This window comes from Methylobacterium sp. 22177 (genome assembly GCF_052045615.1).
GTDB lineage: Bacteria > Pseudomonadota > Alphaproteobacteria > Rhizobiales > Beijerinckiaceae > Methylobacterium > Methylobacterium radiotolerans.
The window spans coordinates 1-18,700 of sequence record NZ_JBQEPK010000070.1; the positions used below are offsets into that span (position 1 = coordinate 1).

Below are 18,700 nucleotides of genomic sequence, written 5' to 3' on the forward strand. Positions count from 1 at the left end.
GCCGCAGCCGCAGCCGCGCCCCGATCCATCCGGAGATCCCGCATGTCCAGTGTGTGGCAGTACCTGACCCTCGGCCTCGGGGCCGAGACCTTCGGGATCGACGTCGAGCACGTCCACGAGATCCTCGATTACCGGGTGCCGGCGGCGCTGCCGCAGGCGCCGGCCTTCCTGCTGGGGATGATCGACGTGCGCGGGCAGAGCTACCCGGTGGTCGACCTGCGGACCAAGCTCGGCCTGCCGCCGGTCGCGCGCACGCCGGCGACGCGGATCATCCTGCTCAACGTCCCGGTGCCGGGCCGGGCGCTGCGGGTCGGGTTCGTGGCCGACCGGGTGATCGAGGTGACGGAACTCGACAGCGCCGAGATGGAGGCCGCGCCCGAGGTCGGCGGGCGCTGGAACGCGCGCTACATCGCGGGCATCGGCCGCCGGGGCGAGGCGTTCGTGGTCGTGTTCGACCTCGTCGCGCTCATGGACGGCGACGGCCCGGCGCTGGCCGCACCCTCGCAGGCCGCCTGAGGGATCCGCTCCGGCCCGCGCTCACGCCGTCGGGGCCTCGCGGGCCAGCTCACGGACGAACATCTCCGCCTGGTCGATGAGCAGGTTCAGATCGGCCACGCTGCTGCTCATTCGGCCGGCCAGCTCCGCGGTGAGCACGGTCAGCCGGGTGTCGGCACTCGGCTGCACGCTCTGGAGGTTGGCGATCTGGGCCGCCAGCTCGGTCCGTCTCCGATGCAGCACCTTCAGGAGCGCCTCGATCCGAGCCGCGACCAGATCCGCGGTGAGCGCGTCCGTCCGTGCGCCGCTGGCGGTCCCATCCTCCTCGGAGCGCGGTGGGATGATCGTTCCGGTCATGGCAACCTTGCTCTGCCTCGGGACGAACGGCTTAGGCCGTGACGCATTCCTCAGGCTGACCGGCGCTGGCGATGGACGCTCCGGCGGCCGACCCTTCCTCTCATCCGAACCGGCGGCACGCGCGCGGCCGGGGCCTGCGGTCCGCGTCGGAGTTCGAGCAAGTCTCAGGCCGCCCGGACGGTCGCGACGAAGCGAGCCACCTCCGCACAAGATGCTCGGACGGGCGGGACAGCCCGTTTGCCGCGTCGAGCGCCTGGGCCGCGCCCATCTCCTCGGAGGCCGCTGCCGCGCCGGCGACGTTGCGCGTCACCTCGCCCGTGCCCGTCGCCGCCCGAGCGACGTCGCGCAGGATCTCCTGCGTGGCGGCGGCCCGCTCCTCGACCGCCGCGCCGTTGACCTCCCGGATCCGCCCGGCGATCACTCCGACGGCACCGACCGCCCCGGCGGTCACGCCCTGCCCGCGCGCAGTCTGAACCGAGATCTCCGCGGTGGCCCTGGCCGTCTGCGCGGCGAGCGCCGTGACCCCGGCGGCGGCCGGTTTCAGGCCGCCCTCGATATAGTGAGACGGCATGATCCGTCTGAGCGCATCGGCCCGCGTGTCATCGCCGATTTTCCCGCGGGACGGCAGGATCTGCCGCGTCTGCGCACCGATATAGCCGCTCGATCGCCTGTGTTGCCTGATCTCATCCTCCGTCATACGCCGCTTGGTCGCGACAGCAGCGGTGAAGACGGAGCCGATCTGACCCGCGCAGTCACGCAACTCCGTCGCCGTCCGGACCATCGTCAGCCAGGAGCCGCACGGAGCTCTCCGCGCAGCGCGCGGTCTCGGATCCAACCTTCGTCCGCGCCGAGGACGTGCTCGGTGAGCCGGACGTCGTTGACCTGACCGCGCTGACCTACACCTACGTGACCGTCGTCATGCTGCTGAGCATGGCTGGGGAAGGCGTGCCGCCCGGTCAGGAGCCGCCGTCCGAGCCCGGCGACTGAGCGCGACACGGTGCGGCGGCCCGCGTCGAACGGCCCGATCCGGAGGGCAGGCACGCTCGCGCCGCGCCCCACGCGCGTCCGCCCCGCGCGGCCTCGCGGCTCCCTCGGGCCGGCAGGAGCGGCCGTGGTATCGCTGGCGCGGGCAGAAAAAAGGCCGCCCCGTCGGAGCGGCCCGAAGTCTTGGGAGGAAACGCCCTCGGAGAGGGCTGCAGGATCGCGACGCCATCGCGACCCGGCACGGTCGATCTGGGCACCGGCCGTGCCGCGGACAACCGAGGGCAGGTGGGATCGCGTGCATAAGCGGCACTGTTCGGCCCGCCGGGTGCGATTCCACACCATGGCGGGTTCCGGCCGCCGGTCGTGCCGGCGTCTGGACCCGAGCAGAGCGGCGGCGGCGGGGCCGCTCCGGGGCCGCACAGGAACGGGGCGCAAACGCAGACGGTCACGGACCATGCCGGCTCAAAGGCAGGCTCCCATGTGCGCTCCGATGTCCGGGGCGGGCCGGCATCACGGCGGGATCCGCTGCCCGTCCCACGCCAGGGTGTGACCGGAATCTTCGGCCTGCAGCCCGGACACCACCTGCAGCAGCCGGGCCGCACACTCGTCCGGCGCGAAGACGCCGGGCGTCCCGGCATCCGGGCGGAACGGCCGGGACAGTGCCGTCCGCACGGTTCCGGGATGGAGACCGACGACGATCAGCTCCGGATGGGTGCGCGCCGTCTCGACGGCGAGCGTGCGGAGGATCTGGTTGAGCGCCGCCTTCGAGGCCCTGTAGGCGTACCATCCGCCCAGGCGATTGTCGCCGATCGATCCGACGCGCGCCGAGAGCGCGGCGAAAACGCCGTGCCCGGCGCGCGGCATCAGCGGGATGAAGTGCTTGGCCACGAGGGCGGGACCGACGGTGTTGACGGCGAACACCGCGGTCATCGCGGCCGGATCGAGCGCGCGGATCGCCTTCTCCGGTGCGATGCCCGCCCCGTGCAGCAGACCGCTGGCGACGAGGACCAGCCCGACCGGTCCGGCGGCGCCGACAGCCTCGGCCGCCGCCGCGATCGAGGCCTCGTCCGTGATGTCGACGGACAGGGACTGCACGGATTCGGGCTGGGACGCCTGCGACCGCGAGAGGGCGAAGATGCGCGCGTACGTTCCGGTCTCCGCCAGGGCTGCGACGAGCGCCTGACCGATCCCGCCCGAAGCCCCGAAGACGACTGCACTGCTCATTCGGCACACCGCGAACGGGATGTCCTCCCGGGCTCTCCACTCAACGGATCCGGGGCGTCGCCCGCAAGGTCTGCGAACCCGCATCGGACGGCTATCCCGCGCCCGGAAGGAAGATCTGAGGACCGGCCGGGCAGAGCCTCACCGCGGCAGGCGAAACGCTCGGCCCCGCGGAGCCCCAATCCCCGGACCCGGCAGGGAGGCCCGGACAGACCGGGGACCCGCCCAGGGCGGCTGACGGCGCGAGACCGGGGCAGAGCCGGATGCTGCCCGCCGCGTCCCCGGTCGCGTCCGTGAAGCGGTCCGGCCCGTCGATGCGGACGGCGTGGCGCTCGACGGCACGACCGAGACGGGGCCCGCCGGACTGCCGGCAGTCCTGCTCGACGCGGAAGTCGTTGCCGTGGCATCGGCTCGCAGGTCCAGCAGCCGCTGACGACCGTGGTCGTGGTCGGAGGATCGTCGGCCCGGTGACGCTGTTGTCGGTGATCCCGGCCCTCCGGCGCGTGCTCCCGACGGCGGATCGGGACGCATCGCGCGCCTCGTCGTGACACGCAGAGCGGCGCGCGACCGTCGGGCGGCGCCTCCGCCCGAAGAGGCGCCGAGACGCGCGCCTGTGGTCGCGGGAACGGGATCTCGAACAGGCGTCACGAAGCGGCGAGCCGCCGGGGATGCGCGGCCGGAGCGCTTGACCGGACAGGGCCCCCGTGGCTTCTGGCGACTGCGCGAACGGCCGGTCACGGCTCCGCGCGTCACCGTCAGGACTCCTGAACCCCATGCCCAGCGACAGTCACAGTCGATTGTCCGCGCCGTTCGCGCCGGCCGCCGCTCGCATGGACGCCTGATCGGCGCGCCTCGGGACACGGTCGCGCGAGCGGCCGGACGCCTCCGAGGTGCCGTATGAAGACGATCATCCCCCACAGCGCAGGCGCGCGCGTCGCGCCGTTCGCCGAGCGCCGGCAAGCCCCGTTCGACGCGCACCGCGTCCGTGTTCCGAGGCCGGTCGAGCGCGGCCTCCGCGCTCCTCTGCGGGCACGCTGGTCGATCGATCCCGCCAGCGGGCGCCTGGCGTGCAGATGGGTGTCGGACGACGAGGTGCCGGACAGTCCGCATCGTCGAGACCGCAGTCCGGTGAGCGACGCCTCTGATCGCACCGCGTGCGATCGGTTCGCCGCCTAGCACGCCTCATCGACGGGACGGCCGACGCCCCGTCGATGATGGTGAGGCCATCGGGCTTCGAGGTGGATCCGCCGGACAGGCAGGCGGGTTCGTGACGCCCCGACTTCAACACGCGGCGTCCCCTCGACGCGGGCGGCGTCCGAGTAAGGTCATGCCGGCCGGATCTGCTCCGAGGCCAGCAACCTCTCGAAGTAGGCGATGGTTTTCATGAGCCCTTCCCGCAGCGGCACCGTCGGGCGCCAGTCGAGGAGCTGCTCGGCCAGGGCGATGTCGGGCCGCCGCTGTCGCGGATCGTCCACCGGGAGCGGGGCGTGAACGAGCTTCGAGCGCGAGCCCGACAAGTCGACGACGAGGTCGGCCAGCTGTCGGATGGTGAACTCGTCCGCATTGCCCAGATTGACGGGACCGGTGATCGCCGCCCCGGTGGCCATCATCGCCTGGAGGCCCAGGACCAGGTCGTCGACGTAGCAGAACGAACGGGTTTGATGCCCTTCGCCGAAGACCGTGATCGGCGCGCCGCGCAGGGCCTGAACGACGAAGTTGGAGACGACCCGCCCGTCGCTGGGATGCATGCGCGGGCCGTAGGTGTTGAAGATCCGCACGACCTTGATCGGGACGCGATGCTGCCTGTGATAGTCGAAGAACAGGGTCTCGGCGCAGCGCTTGCCCTCGTCGTAGCAGGAGCGGGGCCCGAGCGGATTGACGTTGCCCCAGTACCCCTCGGGCTGCGGGTGCACGAGCGGATCCCCGTAGACCTCCGAGGTCGAGGCCTGGAGGATCGGCACGCGGAGCCGCTTCGCCAGCCCCAGCATGTTGATGGCCCCCATCACGCTGGTCTTGGTCGTCTGGACAGGATCGAACTGGTAATGGATCGGGGAGGCCGGGCAGGCGAGATTGTAGATCCGGTCCACTTCGACGAAGAGCGGATGCGTGACATCGTGCCGTACGAGCTCGAAGCGCGGGTTGTCGAACAGGTGAGCGATGTTGCTCTTCCTGCCCGTGAAGAAATTGTCGACGCAGAGGACCTCGTGGCCCTGCTCCAGCAGGCGCTCGCTGAGGTGCGAGCCGATGAAGCCGCCGCCGCCGGTGATCAGGATCCGGTCGCTCATCTGTGACGGTCCCAGCAATCAGGGCCTTGCCGTGTCGGCGTGGCGCGGTTTCTGAAGAAGTTCAGCCGTCCGAGCCAGCGCGCGCGCGCCGCGCGCTTCTTCGGCAGGCATTCCTCGACGAAGCGGGCAAACTCCTCGAGGTCGAGATCGAAATCCTCGCGCTCCCTGCTGCCGGGGACGTGCAGGGCGTTGCTCGAGGTGTCGAGATCCGTCACCCGCTCGGCGGGAAAGTAGAAACAGGCCGACACGTTCTCGCGAAAGATCTCGGTGTCGTAGATGCGCAGATCGTCCTTTCCGCTGAGCACGGATCGGCTCGATATGACGCATCCGGGCGCGTTGGCGACCCATTTGTACTTGGCGAGACCGGCTCCGAAATGCGTCACGAACAGGTCGGTGTGGAGCGCGGCCACGAGGCTCGCGCCCATCGAGCAGGGCACGAGCGGCAGCAGGTCGACGTTGGCGATATCCGCCACCCGCCGGCGGAGCGCGTCGATCAGGTCGATCTCCATCTGGACGATGGAGGGCACGGTCCCCGTCGCGGGGACGAGGCTCTCGCAGTAGCTCTCGACGAAGCCGCCCTTCGCGCGCGCGAGCGTGTTGTGCCCGTCGACGAGGACCAGAAACCGCTCCCCCCGCCTCCGGCCGAGGCGTCGGATCAGGCCAACATACCCGTCGAGCTGCCGGACCCACTGGCGATTCTCCAGCCGCAGGCCGATGAGGACGATCGTGGCCCGGCGCGCCGCGTCCGCCAGGCGGGCATCGAGCGCGGGCTCGGCGCTCCGCGCCAGGGCCGCGAGACGATCGGCCAAGCGCTGGCTCACGCGGTAGGAGCGGAACGGCAGGAAGGTCGCCGCGCCGGTGACGGCAGCCTGCAACAGGGGCAGCGGGCCTTCGATCCCGCGATACACACGTCCGGCGACTTCCGGAAAGACGGCGTCGACCGGAAAGATCGGCTCGTTGCAGCTGGCGAACAGGAACACCGCCGGCGAGCGACCGAGCGACAGCACGTCGTCGACCGCGGCCAGCTCGTTCCAGATGGCGTGACTGATGTGCGCGTGTTCGAAGACGATCCCGACGCGTGTCGACCGGGCCGCGCCGTCGATCAGGGCCGGGAGAAGGTACTGCCGCCACAGCCGGACCTGCACGAGGGTCGCGGCGTCGAACCCGACGCTCGCCAGGTTGGGCCGGGCGTAGGCCGTGTTGGTTCGAACGTCCAGCAGGGCCGATGCGAGGCGGGAGTTCTTGCCGATCAGCGTGCACAGCGTCTCGTTCCGGTCCGCCGAGTAGCCGACAAACCGGAAGCCCGGCATGGGCAGGTAGATCGAGAAGCGGAGATCGCCGCCGTCCGGATGGCGCGTCTCCTGCCCGCCGCGCGCGACGATCTCCTTCGTCACCAGTTCGGGCAGATGGGGCGGAGACCCCGCCGGCGCGCCGTTGAGCCGCGCCAGCGCCGCGTGCATCGCCTGTGCCCGCGGATCGGAACCGCCGCCCGTCACGACCCGGACAGCCTGCTCCGGGTTGGCGGCAGCCGCGCGCGCGAGGGCTTCGATCAGGAGATGGATATCCTCGATCATGGCCCGCGAGCCCGCCGCGCCATCGTCGTCGGTGAGAAGCGCCTCCGCCTGCCAGTCGAGAGGCCCCGCCCCGTCCCGTGGCGCGGCGAGGAACTCCGCCGCGCAGGATGCCAGCGGCGCGCCGTCCGGGTTCAGGAACCGGAACGCGCGCGCGTCGTCGGGACCCACGAGCGCGACCACCGTGGCGCGCCCGCCGAGATCGATCAGGCCGAGCGCGGACCAGCCGGACTCGGCCGGACAATGCGCCACGAGTCGCCCGTCGCGGCTCGTGACCGCGTCCCCCGATCGCTGCAGCCTACGGGTATGGCGGATGATCATAGGCGCCCGTCCTCGGCATCGTCCGAGCGGGTTTGTCGAACTTCAGGCATTGCCACAAGGAGACCCGTGGGCGCGTCGCCCGGACAGGCCGACCCGATCGCCTTCACCGCGCCCGCCACACCGTCGCTGCCCCCTCCCCCCGAACGTCTCACCGGGGCCCGGCCGGGAGTGGCAGCGGACGGCCGGACGGCCGCCTGCCTCGAGAACGGGGTCGATAAGACGGCCCATCGTCGTCGGGCGGGCGCCGCGGCCCCGGCGAGCCCGCGCATCCTCGACCGCGGCGAACGCTGCCGGCGAGCGCGGGATCGCCTGTCCCGCGGACACGGCAGAGCGGGATCCCTGCGACCGGCCTCGTTCGATGACGGTCATGATCGACACGGCGGCCGGCTCCGGAGTGTTGGCGCGCGGCGATCGGCGCGATCGGCCACCTGCGGCTGCGACAGGTGTCGGATCTGGCGCTGTCCGAGGTCGGGCGAGCGCTGGCGCAGCGCGCTCGGGCGTAACGCCGTCCGTCCAGGCCGCGAACCGCACGCGCGGATGACGCGCCCGCCCGGCGCCGGCCTGGAGGATCGAGGCTAGGCCGTGCCGGTCATGCCGCCGGTCGCGACCGGCCGGCCGCCCCCGCGAGGTTGCGCTCGATGACGGCGCGCAGATGGGTGCGGTCGAAGGGCTTGCCGACGTGGTCATCGGCACCGGCCGCCCGGAGCGCCCGGACCTGCTCGGGCAGGACATGGGCCGTCATCGCGATGATCGGCACCGCGCCGAGCGCACCGTCGAGGCCGCGGATCGAGCGCGTCGCCGTGATGCCGTCCATGACCGGCATCTCAACGTCCATCAGCACGAGATCGTAGGCCTGCGCCCGGACCAGGGCCACGGCCTCCTGGCCGTTGCAGGCGACGGAGACGCGATACCCCATCGCCTCCAGAACCATCTGGGCGATCTCGCGGTTGATCGCCCCGTCCTCGACGAGGAGCAGGTGCGCGCGCTGCGCCCCGTCCGCCGCGACCGCGTGCGGCGGAGCCGCCAGGATCGACCGTTCGAGCGCCGGGGCGTCCGTCGCCGCGCGCGGGAGGACCACGTCGAACCAGAAGGTCGAGCCCGCGCCGTCGCGGCTGTCCAGCCCCATGGTGCCGCCCATCGTTTCGATCAGGCCCTTGGCGATCGCGAGCCCCAGTCCCGTGCCGCCGAAGCGCCGGGTCGTGGAGCTGTCAGCCTGGGCGAAGCGGGTGAAGAGCCGCGCCTGCGCGTCGACCGGGATCCCGATCCCGGTGTCGCGGACGGCGACCCGCAGAGCGACGCCATCCGGGCTCGGCGTCTGCGTGAGCGCGACCGTCACGGAGCCGCGCTGCGTGAACTTGACCGCGTTGTTGACGAGGTTCAGCAGCACCTGCCTCAGCCGCGTCTTGTCCCCGATGAGGGGCTGATCCGTGCCCGCGTCGCTGTCCCAGCGCAGGTCGAGGCCCTTGCGCTCGGCGGTTCCGGCGACGAGGGCCACGGTCTCCTCCACGAGCGCGCGCGGCGAGAAGGGCGCAGCCTCCAGCGCGACGCCATCCGCCTCGATGCGCGCGTAGTCGAGGATGTCGTTGACCACCGTCGTCAGGACCTCGCATCCGACCCGCATCTGGTCGACGCAGCGCTGCTGGCTCGGGGTCAGGGTAGGGTCGTCGCGGAGCAGGTCACCGAAGCCCACGATGGCGTTCAGCGGGGTGCGAACCTCGTGGCTCATCGTGGCCAGGAAGTCGCTCTTGGCCCGCTCACCGGCCTCGGCACGCGCCTGTGCCGCTTCGGCCCGGTCGCAGGCATCGGCGAGTTCCGCGGTCCGGTCGGACACGCGACGCTCGAGATCGACATTGGCGAGTGCCAGGGCTTGGTCGCGTTCACCCAGGCGCGCCAGCAGCGAGGTCAGCGCGTCCGTCAGCTCGGCGATCTCCCGGTAGCCGCGCGGCTTCGGCAGGCGGGCATCGCCGGTGGACGTGTCGATGCCGCTGGCCGCCTTGGCCAGCGCGCGAAGCGGATGGGCGAGGCGCTCCGCCGCCGACCAGCCCAGCAGCGCGAACAGGAGCGTGAAGGCCACCCCACCGAGCATCAGCCGGTTGATGATCGGATCGGAGATCGCCTTCGCCACCTCGACGGGCTGCCGCACCAGGACCGTCCAGGGCAGGGTCGGCTGATCGATCGAGGGGCGGCCGCGGCTCGCGCCGGTGAAGTAGTCACCACCGTCGGGCCACGTTCCGCGCGCGCTCGCGAGTTCGGCGCCGGTCGTCAGCGCCGGCAGAGCGGGCAGGACGGCGTCGATGCGCCGGCCGGCCTGATCGCCGGGGCCGAGGATGACGGTGCCGTCGCCGGCGAGGATGAGCACCTCGACGCTCGGCTCGCGCCTCAGAGCCTTGGCGATGGCCGCCCGGCTCATCTCGCGCATCCACGTGATGCTGAGATGGCCGCCGACCACGCCGATCCGGTCTCCGGACGCGTCGCGGAGCGGCATCGCGACGTCGATGAAGCGCCAGGGCTCCCCGTAGGGGAGCGCCGGCAGGCGTTTCGCGAGGAGCTTCGCGTCGTGGACGTCGATGACGGCCGGGGCCTCGATGCCCCTCTGGAACCACGGGCGCGCGGCCACGCTCTCCCCCTCCAGCATGCCGCCGGTACTGGCCACGACGGTGCCGGACCGGTCCGCGAAACCGATCCAGGCATAGGCGGGGAAACTCTCGCGCAGGGCATCGACCCACGCGCGCTGCGCTTCGGGCCTCGTGGCGTTCGTCCGGGCGACCGCCGACAGCACGGCCATGTCGCCGAGCCGCTCGGCGATGTTGGCGTCGATGATCTGGCGCAGATGCTCCGCGAGTTCGGCGATGTGCGCCTCGGCGCGGATCTGCACGCGCGCGGCGACGAATTGCGAGACCAGGGTCGTGGCGGCAGCCGTCAGGAGCAGCGCTCCGGCGGCGAAGACGAGGGCGAGGAGGGTGCGCAGCCGCATGATGCATCGGGCCCGGGACGCCCGATCGTCGCACGCGGGCGGTTAATGCGAGGCTGTTGAGGTCCGGACAATCCGGATTGCCGAACGGAAACAGCGCTCTCGATCCCGCAGGAGAACCGCCGAATAGAGATCGATACATCGAAGGTCGGTCTGCGGATCCGTATCGACGTGTCGGCGGCCTCGGCGGCTGCCAGATCCGGGGCGCGGACGGCGTGACTCAGGTCCGGATGTGCTCCCACACCTTCGAGATGACGACCGAGCCCTCGCCGACCGAGGCCGCGACGCGCTTGACGGAGCCGGCCCGCACATCGCCGACCGCGAAGATGCCGGGATGCGACGTCGCGTAGGGAGACTGGGCGCCGATCGCGTCTCCCGTCAGGACGAACCCGTGGCTATCGAGGTCGACGAGCCCGGACAGCCAGCCCGTATTGGGCGCGGCGCCGACCATGACGAACACGGCACAGGTCGGGACCTCGCGCGTCGTTCGATCGGCGAGGGTGCGGATCGTGACCGCCTCGAGGTGGGTGTCGCCGTGCAGGGCCGTGAGTTCGGCGCCGTACTCGATGGTGATCGACGGCTCCGCTTCCAGCCGGCTCGACAGGTAGCTCGACATGGAGGTCGCGAGCGACGGCCCGCGCACGAGCAGGCGCACGTGCCGGGCGGATCGGCTGAGATACATCGCCGCCTGCCCCGCCGAGTTGCCGCCGCCGACGATGATCGCCTCGGCATTCCTGCAGTAGCGGGCCTCGATCTCGGTCGCCGCGTAGTAGATGCCGGCCCCCTCGAACGACTCCAGGCGCGGGATCGGCAGTCTCCGGTACTGAACGCCGGTCGCGACGACCACGGCCTGACCGCGCACCCGCCGACCGTTGTCGAAGGTCGCGCAGAAGGCGCCGTCCGCGAGCCGCTCCAGCTTCGCAACGCGCCGCGGCATCGCGAACCGCGTGCCGAATTTCATCGCCTGGACCTCCCCGCGCCAGACGAGATCGGCTCCCGAGATGCCGGTCGGGAATCCCATGTAGTTCTCGATCCGGCTCGAGGTGCCGGCCTGACCGCCGATCGCCACGTCCTCGATCACCAGTGCGCGGAGCCCCTCCGCGCCGGCGTAGACGCCGGCGGCCACCCCGGCCGGGCCACCGCCCACGATCAGGACGTCGAAGGCCTCGTCGTCCACGAGGCTGTAGTCCAGGCCGAGCAACCGCGCGACCTTGGCGGGGGTCGGATCGGCCACGACGACGCCCCGACCGAAGATGACGGCCGGCCGCTCGGCCGCGATCGCGCAGCTCTCGGCCACGCTCGCCGCCTCCGGGCTGCCCAGCGGATAGGACCTGTAGGGAAGGCGGTTGCGGCTCGCGAACTCCGCGATCCGCCGCACGCTCCGGTCCCCGTCCTCGCCGATGAGCACCAGCGTGCCGTCATGCGAGTCGAGCTGCCGCCGTCGCCGTGCGGCGAGGACCGTGATGATGATGTCCGACATCTCCGGGATCTCGGACATCAGGCGCAGCATCGCCGGACGCGGCACCTCGGTGACGGCGGTATCGGCGCTCGCCCGCATCGGCATCGACCAGACGCCGCCGTTCAGGAACGAGATCTCGCCCATGAACTGGGTCGGCCCGAGCGTCGAGGGCAGATGCCGCTCGTCGGTGAACGGGTTGACCACTTCGATCTCGCCGGCCTCGACATAGTAGAAGCGGTCGGCCAGGTCGCCGGCGCGCACCAGGAAGGTGCCGGCCGGGTAGTGCCTCACGACCCCGAGGCCCCGAAGCGCCGCGACATGCGATGCGGCGAGCGGGATGCGCTGCATCTCCCCCAGGTCACGACCGATCGATTCCATGGATCGTCCCCATCGCGAGTCGCGCGCGGCGGCGCAGCATCGATGGCCGGGCCGCGGGAGGCAAGATCCGCGTCCTCGCGTCCGCCGGCACCGCGGACCGGGGCCTATTCCTGGAATGATCGACGTCGCGGGTGCGCGCTCCTGAACCGGCGCGGCCGCAGAGTCGGCCGGCGCGGATCTCTCCGGATTGCGACGCGCGCGGATCAGTGTTCGCGCGCGTGTGCCGGAGCACGGTCGACGATCTTGGGCCGTGAGAATTTACCGGCACGTCGAGAGATCAATATTCCCGTAGAGGCTCCCATGGCTGATGCTGCTGCGATCCGCGAGACGATACGCCTCGACGAAGGCGACGTGATCGTCCTGCTCCCCGGCAACCTGTCTCCGACGAGCATCGGCCTGCTCCAGGCCAAGCTCGACGGCCTGGCCGCGGACCTGAACGCGCGCTGCCTGGAGGACAGTCGCGCTTCCCTGTCGGGACTGGCCGGGCTCGCCGCCTTCCTCGCCAACTGAGGTGGCCCCGACGGCGCACTCAGTGCAGGTGCAGGGCCTTGAGCGCCTGCCGCACCCGTTTCTCCCCGCAGGGCTTGGCGATGAAATGGGCCTCCTCGGGCAGCAGCGTCGCCTCGCGCGGATCGCAGCCCGAGCAGACGATGATGCGGGTCTCCGGCCAGCGTGCCCGGACGGCGTGCGCCAGATCGCAGCCGTCCATGGCGCCGGGCATGTTGATGTCGGTGTAGAGCAGGACGGCCCCGTCGTAAGCCTCCAGATGCTGGAGCGCGCCGTGGGCATGTTCCGCCTCCAGCACCTCGAATCCCAGCGTCGTCAGCATGTCGGCTGCGACGCGGCGGCTGAACTCTTCGTCCTCGGCGAGGACGGCGATGGGGCGAGGTCCTGACATACATCAGAAACTGCACCGACGGGCGCCTGTTTCAGCGTTGCCGCAGATTTTCAGACCGGCGCGGCCGGACGGTGGGCACGCGGGACGGGCGCGCTCGGAACGGGCGAGGCCCGGTAAGTGCGGGTCGTCGTCCGGGATCGGAGCGCGCCGTCCGGACGCCGTCGCGGCGCGTGAGCGCTCACCCGGAACGCGGCGCGTCGCGAGTGGAGGAATGACCGGCGCGGAGCCCGACCACACCCTGTTCGACCGGGTCCCGGTCCGCCGGACCGGACCGCGGGACGGCCGGTCGCGGCTCCTCGCGATCGCATCCCGCGACCGATGCGACGGGCCCGGCGCCACCGGCGGGGCGGGCCGTCCGCCGCCCACCGCGTCGGCTCAGCGCTCCGACCGCGCGGCTCCGGCGGAACGCCGCGCTCCGAGATCCGGCCAATCGTCGCCGCGGTCGGTCCGGCCCTGGAGCGCTGTCGGCGAGATCAGAAATGGATGAGACGAGGCTTCTCTCCCGAAGAGTCGAGCACGCATCTCCGCTGTTGCATCGGTTCCTCCCAGTGGATGCGTCGTGCTTCCTGCCGCCTGCGCGCCCGCGGAGATTCCAGGACTGAAATCCAGGTTATTCCGCCGGATCCGTTGTCGGACGAGGCGTCTCAGCCCGCGTAGAGACGGCCGTATCCTGTAGGGCGAAACCTGACTTATGATGGTTGCAACGGTTTGCTAAGGTTGATGGTTACTGCTCGCGAAAAGCGTGGAGAGCTCGATGTACGCCTCGGTTCTGGGTGATCCGGAGATATCGGTTGAGCCTCCGGATGTCGGTCCGACGCCTGAGGCCCTCATCCTCCGCGAGCACATCCGCCGGATCCTGCGCAAGCTTCCGCGCCCCGCGGCCAGTGCTCAGTACAGCTGAAGGGAGCGGAGCACGACGCCGTCGGCGGTGTGGATCTCCACGCACCAGCGTTCGTCAGGATCGGGCAATTCGCCCCGCGCGTGCATCTCGGCGATCAGCTGCGTCGCCTCGGCCACGGCGACCTCGATCGAGCTTGCCAGCACGCCCTCCTCGTCCTCGATGACCTCGCTCGGTCCCCTCAGGCGGAAATGGTACCGCTCTACCATGTCGCTCCTGCTCACACCGTCGGCACAGCACTCCGACAACGCGAGGGTAACATCGAATGGTCGGATAAAGCCAAGCTGGCATGCCAAGTCGGCGCCGACCGGGGCGGAGTCCGTCCGAGCCGGCACGTGTTCCTGCCTGTGATCTGCGGGGATGTCGGGGGCAAGCCCCGGGCGGGCCGACGCAGGTTGTTGCGCCGGTCAAGCTCTTAACGCGGCTGGCCTTTTTCAGGCGCATGGTGCGGGCATGTCCCAGTGCCCGACGAGCCCGCCATGCACTTCGAGATCCGCGCGACCGACACCCGTCTGTGGACCTGGGTGCTCCTCGATGCGACGCAGATGCCGGTCCTGACATCGGACCGGACCTTCCCTTCCGAGGCGCAGGCCTCGGCGGCCGCGCTGGCGTTCGCCAAACTCGTGACGCGGGCCGGCAGGACCCTGACCGCAGCGCCGCCGGGCGGCCTGCTCTGAGGCGAATGCCGTTCCCCGGCGCGATCAGGGTCGATCGGTGACGCCTGACGCAACCCTGCAACGCCATGTCGCGGCGCGACGATCGCCGCGTCACGCGGCGGGTCGAGGGACCGCAGCTCGAAGTTCGCGATGAGAACGTCCTGCTTCTCCTCGAGATGGTACGTGACGGGGTGGGCCACGAAGGTGCCGAGACGGATCGTCGGCCCGCCGGACGCCGTCGCCGGCGCCGCGTCGGCCCGCGCCAGCAACGTCCCCACGCGCTCCGGACGGTGTCTGACAGCAGATCCTGCTTGCTGCGGGATATGATCGTCGAGCGAGGCCGCCTGGATCCCGGCCTCGGCGGAAAGCCCAGGGTCATCGCCGCGTAGCCGGACGATAGACCAGCCGGGACATGGTCATACGCGGCGGCGAGCGTGTCCATCCGCGCGAGATCGCGGAGGTCGTCTTCCGGCATCCGCGGATCCAGGATGTCCGTCTTCGGGGTCCCCGACTCGATATTCGGGGCGGAGCTGTGCGCCTGGATCAGGCTGCGCGACGGTGAGACCTCGTCGGAGCAGGCGGTGCGCGCGTCCTGACGATCGCCCGGATCCCGCGCATGCTGCCGCCGGTCGGCGACGTGATGGATTCGACCTCCGGTGGAGCGCGGTCGTTGCTGCGAGCGCCGCGAGCGGACATGCTGGCGCGCGACATCATCGAGGCGGCGTATCAGTGTCGGCATGGCCACAGGGCGGCGGCGAGATGGCCGCGCGCATCCGCGACTTCGCTTGGGAGCGGACCCCGCTGGGGCCGTCCGCCCGCTGGCCGGAGCGCCTCAAGGTGATGGTCGAGCAGGTGCTCGCCAGCCCGCTGGTCGCGTCCCTCGTCTGCGGGCCCGAGCGCCTCCTGATCTACAACGATGCCGCCGCCCGACTCTACGGCGCCCGGCACCCGGAGGGCCTCGGCCGGCCGCTCGGGCGCACGTTCCCGGAGGGGTGGGGGACGGTGGCGGCCTTCTACGCGCGCGCCTTCGCGGGCGAGGCCGTACAGGTGGCCGGGCAACCGCTGGACACCCGCGGCGCCGGCGCCGCGGAGGACGTCTTCGACGCGCTCCTGGTGCCGGTGCGCGACGCCGACGGGCAGGTGATGGCCGTCCACATGACCGGCTTCGAGATCGGTGGGCGGCTGCGCACCGAGGCCAAGTTGCGGATGAGCGAGGCCCGGTACCGCCACCTCTTCGACGCCATCGACGAGGGCTTCTGCACCATCGAGGTCCTGGTCGACGCGGCCGGGCAGGCGGTCGACTACCGATTCCTATCCGTGAACGCGGCCTTCGAGCAGCAGACCGGGCTCAGCGACGCGGTCGGCCGGACGGTCCGGGCGCTGGCGCCCGACCTCGAGCGACACTGGTTCGAGACCTACGGCCGGATCGTGCGCACCGGCAAAGCCGAGCGCTTCGAGGACCGCGCCGACGCGCTCGGGCGCTGGTACGAGGTCTACGCCTTCCCGATCGGGGCGCCGGAACGGCGGCAGGTCGGGGTGCTGTTCAAGGACATCCTCCAGCGCAAGCGCGCCGAAGACCGGCTGCGCGCGAGCGAGGAGCGGTTCCGCGCCCTCGTCACCGCCAGTTCGGACGTCATCTACCGCATGAGCCCGGACTGGAGCGAGCTGCGCGTCCTGGAGGGCCGCGGCTTCCTGGTCGATACCGTCACCCCGAACGACGACTGGCTGAGCGCCTACATCGACCCGGCCGACCAGCCGCGCCTGCGCGAGGCGATCCAGCGGGCGATCCGATCCAAGACGATGTTCGAGCTGGAGCATCCCGTCCGGCAGGCGGACGGGAGCCTGGGCTGGGCGCTGTCCCGGGCCGTGCCGCTGCTCGACGATGACGGCGAGATCCGCGAATGGTTCGGCGCCGCCAGCGACGTGACCGCGCGCAAGCGGGCGGAGGACGACCTGCGCGCGAGCGAGGAGCGGTTCCGCGGGCTTGTCGAGGGGTTCGGTCAGTTCAGCTGGGAGGCCTCGGCCGAGGGCCTCATCGAGGCCGACAGTGCGGGCTGGCGCGCGTTCACCGGGCAGCGCCTGGACGAGTGGCTCGGGCGCGGCTGGGTCCACGCGATCCACGCCGACGACCGGGCGCTCACGGAAGCGAAGTGGCGGCAGGCGGTCGCGACGCGGACGGCGGTCGATCACGAGTACCGCCTGTGGCACGCCGCGAGCGCGTCGTGGCGGTGGTCGAACGTCCGCGCGGTGCCGATCACGAACCCGGACGGGTCGATCCGCAAGTGGTCGGGCGTGAACATCGACGTCACGGATCACCACAGATTGCTGGCGCGGCAGGAGGTTCTGATCAACGAGTTGCAGCACCGCACGCGCAACCTGCTCGGTGTCGTGAGTGCCGTGGCTGGCAGGACGCTGCGGGAGGGCAGCCCGGTCGAGGCGTTCGAGGCGCGGCTGCAGGCGCTCAGCCGCGCGCAGGGCCTGCTCAGCCAGTACGGCAGCGACACGGTCGAGGTGGGCGCACTGGTGCGGGCCGAGCTGGCCGCCTACGTCGACGGCGCGGCCGGGCGCATGACCGTCGCCGGCCCCGAGGTGCATCTGAGCGCGCGGCAGGTGCAGAACTTCGCCCTGGCCGTCCACGAACTGACCACGAACGCGGTCAAGCACGGGGCGCTCAAGACCGGGATCGGCCATCTCAGCGTCACCTGGGAGATCGTGCGCGACCGGCGCGAGCGCCGCCGACTGGCCCTGAGCTGGATCGAGACCGGCCTGCCCGAGCAGCGGGCGCGCGTGACCCGTCGCGGCTACGGGACCGAGCTGATCCAGGAAGCGCTGGCCTACGCCCTGGGTGCCAAGGTCGATTACGCGCTCGACCGCGACGGCGTGCGCTGCCGCATCGAGATGCCCGTGTCTTAGCCCGTGAGACGGCCCGGATGCCCGCGCGCAGTCGGATCGCGGTCCTTTGCGCCGCCGACGCGCTCCGCGCGGGGCGTCCCGTATCTGCTCGCCACGGACGAGGCGACGCCGATGCGGCCGGTAGCCGCTCCCTCCGGCCGATCCAACGGCCGAGAAAGCTCCGGTGCCGGGAGATCCCGCGGCTCCCGCGCACCACCTGCCGGCCGCGGTCGCCAGGATCGGTCGGGATGTCTCGGACTGACCAGGTCCTGGGATCCGGCGGGCCCTTTTCAACCCATGCCCGTCGAATCCCGCGGCGCGCCCCTGCCGCTGAGAACCGCTGCCCCCGCACGATTGCAACCTGCGGTCACAATCTCGTCTAAAGTAGAGTTCCTGCGCCGTCGGATTCGGGCGATCCCATCATCCGCAGGTTGAAGGCACACTTCTTCATGCTCGATATCACAAATTTGAGACCACTGAACGGACACTCAGCAGGAAACTGGGTGGGATAAATTTTAATCAATTCGCCTATATTTTGCGCGACTTGCTCATGACTGCGCATCCAGACTTGCCCGTCCGGGCCCTGGATACCGGAGCCTGAAAGTCCGCCCATGAAAATGACGATCCAACTGCGGCTCGTGGCGCTGCTCGGCGGCCTCGGCCTGGTCCTGCTCGCGACAGCCGCGCTGGGAAATTTCGCGCTATATTGGAGTCATCAAAGCCTCAAAACCGTATTCGATGACCGGGTCGTCTGTCTTCGGCAATTCAGCACCATTCGTGACGCCTATGATGACCTGATCGATGCCTCGCGCCTGCTGCGCAACAAGCAGATCGAGCCCGCCCGGGCCAGGGACAAGATCGAGCGCGATCTCTCGAAGCTCCACACCGAGTGGTCGGCCTACCTGGCGACCTACCTGACTCCGGAGGAGGATGTCCTCGCCAAGGACCTGCAGGGGCGCATCGATCGGAACGACACGATCGCCGCCGAGATCCTCAAACGCGTCGCCGCCGGTGCCGGCTCGGATTTCGAGGCCACGCATGCGGATCTGCTGAAGAGCATGCAGGCCACCAACGCGACGCTGAGCAAGCTGACCGCGCTGCAGGTCCGGGAAGCCGAGGCGGAATACCGCCGCTCCGAGACGACCGCCGGCTGGTCGCGCCTCGCGCTCCTGGCCGCGCTCGTCCTCGCCGCGCTCAGCATCGCCTACGGCGTCTACGTGATCGTCCTGCAGGTCGCCCGCCCGCTCGGCAACCTCGTCGGCGTGCTGCAGCGGATGGCCCGGGGCGAGGTCGACGCGGAGATCCGCGAGGCCG

The 18,700-nt window shown here is 70.9% G+C and carries 15 protein-coding genes and 2 pseudogenes; 8 read left to right on the forward strand and 9 right to left on the reverse strand.

Annotated features, from left to right (window positions below; translation table 11 throughout):
- Positions 1-42: 42 nt before the first annotated feature.
- On the forward strand, positions 43-516 hold the full coding sequence (locus ACTJK8_RS30400) for a chemotaxis protein CheW (RefSeq protein WP_012321729.1): 474 nt from the start codon (positions 43-45) through the stop codon (positions 514-516).
- A gap of 21 nt (positions 517-537) precedes the next feature.
- Here the strand turns inward: ACTJK8_RS30400 and ACTJK8_RS30405 are convergent, their stop codons facing one another.
- Complete coding sequence (locus ACTJK8_RS30405; protein WP_012329519.1) at positions 538-852, reverse strand: hypothetical protein; 315 nt, start codon at positions 850-852, stop codon at positions 538-540.
- Between the two features lie 164 nt (positions 853-1,016).
- Positions 1,017-1,399, reverse strand: a pseudogene (locus ACTJK8_RS30410) (hypothetical protein); the annotation flags it as partial.
- 308 nt (positions 1,400-1,707) lie between these two features.
- Between ACTJK8_RS30410 and ACTJK8_RS30415 the strand changes: the two are divergent.
- Positions 1,708-1,839, forward strand: a complete 132-nt coding sequence (locus tag ACTJK8_RS30415; protein WP_274852542.1) for a hypothetical protein — start codon at positions 1,708-1,710, stop codon at positions 1,837-1,839.
- Between the two features lie 507 nt (positions 1,840-2,346).
- On the opposite strand, the gene ACTJK8_RS30420 is transcribed toward ACTJK8_RS30415, so the two are convergent.
- Entirely contained in the window at positions 2,347-3,060 is a 714-nt protein-coding gene (locus ACTJK8_RS30420; protein ID WP_012329521.1) for an SDR family NAD(P)-dependent oxidoreductase, read from the reverse strand.
- A gap of 894 nt (positions 3,061-3,954) precedes the next feature.
- On the opposite strand from ACTJK8_RS30420, the gene ACTJK8_RS30425 reads away from it, so the two are divergent.
- Entirely contained in the window at positions 3,955-4,233 is a 279-nt protein-coding gene (locus tag ACTJK8_RS30425; RefSeq protein WP_043075256.1) for a hypothetical protein, read from the forward strand.
- 149 nt (positions 4,234-4,382) lie between these two features.
- Here the strand turns inward: ACTJK8_RS30425 and ACTJK8_RS30430 are convergent, their stop codons facing one another.
- The 4 genes from ACTJK8_RS30430 to ACTJK8_RS30445 form a co-directional block, all read right to left on the reverse strand.
- Positions 4,383-5,342, reverse strand: a complete 960-nt coding sequence (locus tag ACTJK8_RS30430) for a UDP-glucuronic acid decarboxylase family protein (RefSeq protein WP_012329523.1) — start codon at positions 5,340-5,342, stop codon at positions 4,383-4,385.
- Positions 5,339-7,234, reverse strand: coding sequence for a hypothetical protein (locus tag ACTJK8_RS30435; protein WP_029361162.1), 1,896 nt, complete (start codon positions 7,232-7,234; stop codon positions 5,339-5,341). The genes ACTJK8_RS30430 and ACTJK8_RS30435 overlap by 4 nt, the downstream gene beginning before the upstream one ends.
- Before the next feature lie 589 nt (positions 7,235-7,823).
- Positions 7,824-10,208: an ATP-binding protein gene (locus ACTJK8_RS30440; protein WP_440763052.1), complete on the reverse strand. Its 2,385-nt coding sequence runs from the start codon at positions 10,206-10,208 to the stop codon at positions 7,824-7,826.
- Positions 10,209-10,425: 217 nt separating this feature from the next.
- Complete coding sequence (locus ACTJK8_RS30445) at positions 10,426-12,042, reverse strand: FAD-dependent oxidoreductase (protein WP_076729630.1); 1,617 nt, start codon at positions 12,040-12,042, stop codon at positions 10,426-10,428.
- Positions 12,043-12,342: 300 nt separating this feature from the next.
- Here ACTJK8_RS30445 and ACTJK8_RS30450 point away from each other — a divergent pair, with 300 nt between their 5' ends.
- Positions 12,343-12,552, forward strand: coding sequence for a hypothetical protein (locus tag ACTJK8_RS30450; protein ID WP_024827396.1), 210 nt, complete (start codon positions 12,343-12,345; stop codon positions 12,550-12,552).
- A 19-nt stretch (positions 12,553-12,571) separates the two neighbouring features.
- On the opposite strand, the gene ACTJK8_RS30455 is transcribed toward ACTJK8_RS30450, so the two are convergent.
- Together ACTJK8_RS30455 and ACTJK8_RS30460 are read right to left on the reverse strand one after the other, a co-directional pair.
- Positions 12,572-12,940 carry a response regulator gene (locus ACTJK8_RS30455; RefSeq protein ID WP_012329527.1) on the reverse strand — a complete coding sequence of 123 codons (369 nt, stop codon included), beginning with the start codon at positions 12,938-12,940 and terminating at the stop codon, positions 12,572-12,574.
- A gap of 888 nt (positions 12,941-13,828) precedes the next feature.
- Entirely contained in the window at positions 13,829-14,047 is a 219-nt protein-coding gene (locus ACTJK8_RS30460) for a DUF6894 family protein (protein ID WP_012329528.1), read from the reverse strand.
- A 270-nt stretch (positions 14,048-14,317) separates the two neighbouring features.
- Here ACTJK8_RS30460 and ACTJK8_RS30465 point away from each other — a divergent pair, with 270 nt between their 5' ends.
- The 4 genes and pseudogenes from ACTJK8_RS30465 to ACTJK8_RS30480 form a co-directional block, all read left to right on the forward strand.
- Positions 14,318-14,515: a hypothetical protein gene (locus ACTJK8_RS30465; protein ID WP_012329529.1), complete on the forward strand. Its 198-nt coding sequence runs from the start codon at positions 14,318-14,320 to the stop codon at positions 14,513-14,515.
- A 385-nt stretch (positions 14,516-14,900) separates the two neighbouring features.
- Positions 14,901-15,084, forward strand: a pseudogene (locus tag ACTJK8_RS30470) (AMP-binding enzyme); the annotation flags it as partial.
- A 169-nt stretch (positions 15,085-15,253) separates the two neighbouring features.
- A complete protein-coding gene (locus tag ACTJK8_RS30475; RefSeq protein ID WP_440763053.1) occupies positions 15,254-17,407 on the forward strand; it encodes a PAS domain-containing sensor histidine kinase in 2,154 nt (717 codons plus the stop codon).
- 590 nt (positions 17,408-17,997) lie between these two features.
- On the forward strand, positions 17,998-18,700 hold a 703-nt coding region (locus ACTJK8_RS30480), incomplete at its 3' end, for an MCP four helix bundle domain-containing protein (protein ID WP_440763054.1).